2 protein-coding genes and 2 pseudogenes are annotated in these 4,192 nt (G+C 57.7%); all 4 read left to right on the forward strand.

Annotated features, from left to right (window positions below):
- Positions 1 to 111: pseudogene (locus ASG63_RS25610) on the forward strand (IS481 family transposase); the annotation flags it as partial.
- A 180-nt stretch (positions 112 to 291) separates the two neighbouring features.
- Positions 292 to 1,107, forward strand: a complete 816-nt coding sequence (locus ASG63_RS24695; protein WP_162248658.1) for an FkbM family methyltransferase — start codon at positions 292 to 294, stop codon at positions 1,105 to 1,107.
- A 148-nt stretch (positions 1,108 to 1,255) separates the two neighbouring features.
- Positions 1,256 to 2,249, forward strand: a pseudogene (locus ASG63_RS19760) (IS481 family transposase).
- 227 nt (positions 2,250 to 2,476) lie between these two features.
- Positions 2,477 to 4,027, forward strand: coding sequence for a hypothetical protein (locus tag ASG63_RS19765; RefSeq protein WP_056220560.1), 1,551 nt, complete (start codon positions 2,477 to 2,479; stop codon positions 4,025 to 4,027).
- Positions 4,028 to 4,192: the final 165 nt, after the last annotated feature.

Genomic DNA, 4,192 nt, shown 5'->3' on the forward strand with positions numbered 1-4,192 from the left:
AAGACCCTGCGCGGCCTCACGCCCTACGAATTCATCTGCCACACCTGGACGAAAGAGCCAGAACGCTTCAGGCTCGATCCGTCACACCACATGCCGGGACCAAACACCTAGTGGGCGCTGTCATCAATGCTTAAAAGCCTGCACGTACTGTCGTGCAAGCACGATTGCAGCGCCGGGTAACGAAGTCGGGTCCACCGGCACATCCAGATTTGCATCATCGCCTTTTAGCGTGACCTGACGTAGACTCACTGCTCTGCTCACTTCAATACATCCGAAATGCAGGAAAAGTCGATGAATGATATGATATCAGATATCGAACCAATTTTGAAGAATTACGGTAAGATTACGGTCTTTGTCAAAAATTATCCTTTAGTCTTATATCTCGAAATTCCCCATGAACGCAGATATGCCGCGTGCTTTGTTGCAAATATAAAATACCCAACATTTGACATAGATCGCTTACTCATAGATAAGTTTGTGCGCCAGGGTGACAAAATACTTGATGCAGGAGCGAATATTGGCCTCACAGCATTACTCTTCGTTCAGGCGGGTGCTTCGGAGGTCGTAGCACTTGAGCCAGTCCCTGACTTAGCTGCTCGCATAAAAGACATTGGCTGCTCTAAAATTAGATGCGAGCCCTACGCACTGTCGGCGAACAGAGGGCAAACAAATTTCTATCTATCTACAACGCACAACCAGGGATCTACTTATGACATAGAGACAATGGCAATGTTCCCTCAGGTATACGGCGAGAAACCAAAACCGATTATTGTTGAGACGATATCAATAGACGAATTGGGTATGGGGTTTGATATTTGGAAGTTAGATGTAGAGGGTGCTGAAGTTGATGCAGCCGAGGGAGCATCCCGGCACTTACAGATCCTTCCGCCTCGAGTCATCATCGCCGAATTGTACGGCAATAAATTCGAAAAATTTAACAAGAGAATTAGGTCAACGCACGAACATGCATATCGCGCATGCATTAGAAAAGACGATTACAGTCTTTCTCTCATAAATCCTGCCGAATATGAGGTGCAAGCGGACAAATTTCATCAATTTGCTCCAACTTTTGTCTTTCTGCGTTCTCCACTTGACGCAGTGGACTGATAGCCAAATCGACGACTTCAATTGTCTAAGGCAGTTGGGTTGAGCATGTTGAGAAGTGTAAGCGCCGAACTGTGTTTAACGCTCATTGTAATTGTTTGATCCCACGGTTTGAAGGTGCACTCTTCACGTTGGAGTGGAGGGACGCGCTATGGGCCAGGTTCTTCACGGCAGCGCCACAACGACGGAGGCGATCCGTCGAGCGATCCAGCATAGTCAAGCGAGCCTGAGGGCGCTCTCGAAGCGCTACGGGATCAACCCGAAGACAGTTGCCAAGTTGAAGAAGCGGACCTCGGTCACCGACCAGCACACGGGGCCTAAGGATCCGCATTCCACGGTGCTGTCACCCGAGGACGAGGCGGTGGTGGTCGCCTTTCGTCGTCACACGCTCCTGCCGCTCGACGACTGCCTCTACGCGCTCCAGGCCACCATCCCACACCTGACCCGCTCGTCGCTGCATCGCTGCCTGCAGCGCCACGGGATCAGCCGATTGCCAGAGGTCGACGGCGACAAGCCTAAGCGCTCGCGCTTCAAGGCCTATCCGCTCGGCTATTTCCATATCGATTTGGCTGAGGTCCACGCGGCGGAACGGCGGCTCTACCTGCTCGTCGCCATCGACCGGACGACCAAGTTCGCCTTCGTCGAACTGCACGAGAAGGCGACCCGGCGGGTTGCGGGTGACTTCCTCCGCCATCTCATCGAGGCGGTACCCTACAAGGTGCACACGGTGCTCACCGACAATGGCACCCACTTCACGACACCCGGCAACGTTGCCTCGGCCGCCTCCATCATCAAGAAGGCGATCGCAGCCGGCGAGACCTTCCGAGCCCACAGCTTCGAGTCCGCCTGTGCCCGCAACGATATCGACCATCGCCTGACCAAGCCGCGGCACCCCTGGACGAATGGGCAAGTTGAGCGAATGAACCGCACGATCAAGGACGCGACGGTCAAGCGCTACCACTACGAAAGCCACGAGCAGCTCCGCGCTCACCTGGCCGACTTCGTCAACGCCTACAACTTCGGCACGCCGCCTGAAGACCCTGCGGGGTCTCACGCCCTACGACGCCATCTGCAAAGCATGGTCCGCAGAGCCCGGTCGCTTCAGGTCAAACTCCCTTCACCAAATGCCGGGACCAAACATCTAGAGACTTCACCAACCCGCACAAGGTGACTAAGGCGCAGGTCGGTCTCGGCAACGTCTCAAATCTGGCGCCAGCCGACCTTCCTGTCTCGACAGCGCAAGAAACTGCAATCGCACAGGCCATAACCTGCCTTGTATCGCTTTCAACGAGACTACCTTCGACGCCCGGCAAGCTCTGGCTGAACGGCGGCCCGGTGTCCGTCTCTAATCCCCGTCTGTAAGGATTCACCCATGCGCTTTGTCATCACGCTTCTGGCGCTGCTTCTCCCTATCTATGCTTCAGCGCAGCCCCTTCCGCAGCCCCGGTTCCAAGCGCCGCCGGCCAACGATAATTCGACCATGGCGGCGACGACCGGGTACATCCGTTCGATCTTGAAGGGCACGACCTTCGCTGCGACGTACCTGACGGATCTGACCTGCGCGACGGTCCAGACCACCCAGTTGCGGGCAGCCATCGCCGCCACAGATCCGGGTGGCCGGACGCTTCTCCCACCTGGCTGCATCCTCCTAGACGACACCGCTACTGTCACGGCTAGCGTGCTGGAAGGCGTCGGCCAGAGCCGGGCCTACGGCACGGAGATCAGGTTCACGTCGTCCGCCGCCATCCCCGCGATGAAGCTCATGGGCCCGGGCGCCCGCCTAACCGGGGTTCGTATCGCTTGCACCGCCAATCGCCTCAATTCGCTGGCACGTGGCGTGCAACTCTCTGATGGGAGCGAGAACCCGCGCTCTCAGCGCATCGATAACGTCTCGATTACAGATTGCTACGACCAAGTGGACGTTCAGTCCGGCGAATTCTGGTCTGTCAATAACGTTGATCTGTACCGGGCGCGTCGTTGGGGCGTTCGCATCCGGAACGCTACTAACCCCGACAGCGGCGACGGCATCGTCTCTGACAGCAAGATCTACACTGACGTCGTGGCTGGCGGCGCGGCCGCGATCCGTCTTGAGAGCGGCGGCGGCCTGAAGGTCAGCACAACGAAGACGCTTCAGTTTGATCGATCGTTCGATCTCGCTGTCGCCGACGGCGCGGACACGTCCATCCTCCATCTGGCAGACACGAACTCGTTCGAAAACCCAGTCACTGGCGAGGCTGTCCGACTCGGCCGCATCGAGGGCGGCACCACGGGCACCTACAAGAACATCATCGTTTCCGCGCAGCTGACGGGCGCCCTCGGTGTCTACCCAGGGGCTAACAACGTCACGATCTCCACCAACACCAGCAACGTGCCCTACGGGGTGGTCGTCCAGGGCGGGAACAACGTCAACGTCACACCGGCGACCACGCTCTTGGAAGTCGAGCATGGCCTAGTGATCGGTGACCCTGCGACGAACGTGACGGTAGGTCAGTTCGCCTGCACCGCCTGCGTTCAGACGATCGAGGACAATCGAACCGCTGGGCAGAGCTCAGTCGCACGGACCGAGTCGCGCGAGATCAACATCTCGCTGTCGACCAGCTACAAAGACCTCTACCGCGTCGACTTGAAGATGTTTAGTGGAGCGAAGATCGAGGTCTCGGTGAACGGTATCGTTCAGACCGTCGGGGCGGTGAACACCAGTACGATCCAGCTTGCGACACGCGGCGCAACGACCGCCGCCATGACCCAGGCCGCGCTCACGGTAGGTGGCGCCGCCGTGGATCTTCGCTTCGACACAGCCAGCATCACCGGCTCCGTTGTCGTCGGTATCCGCCCGAACGCCTCTGCCGGGGGGGGCAACTTCTCAGGGATCGTCACCATCAAGGTTGACGGGCGGATCACCGGCTTCCGCGTCCTTCCGTAAGCCTGAGACCGTATCAAGCTTAGACGTCTCCACACCTAGGAGATCACTCATAGACCGCACCCTGATGGCCTTCGCGCTCCTTGACCTGACCGGTATTTTGGACCGAGCCGATTGAGAGGCTACTGCATGGTGGCGGCCATGGGTAGCTGGAAGGCCAGATCCGGG

Source organism: Methylobacterium sp. Leaf94, assembly GCF_001426045.1.
Lineage (GTDB): Bacteria > Pseudomonadota > Alphaproteobacteria > Rhizobiales > Beijerinckiaceae > Methylobacterium.

What these genes read in the sequence shown, in the direction of transcription:
- ASG63_RS24695 (WP_162248658.1), top strand. Translation starts at nt 292, where the DNA reads ATGAATGATATGATATCAGATATCGAACCAATTTTGAAGAATTACGGT.
- ASG63_RS19765 (WP_056220560.1), top strand. Translation starts at nt 2,477, where the DNA reads ATGCGCTTTGTCATCACGCTTCTGGCGCTGCTTCTCCCTATCTATGCT.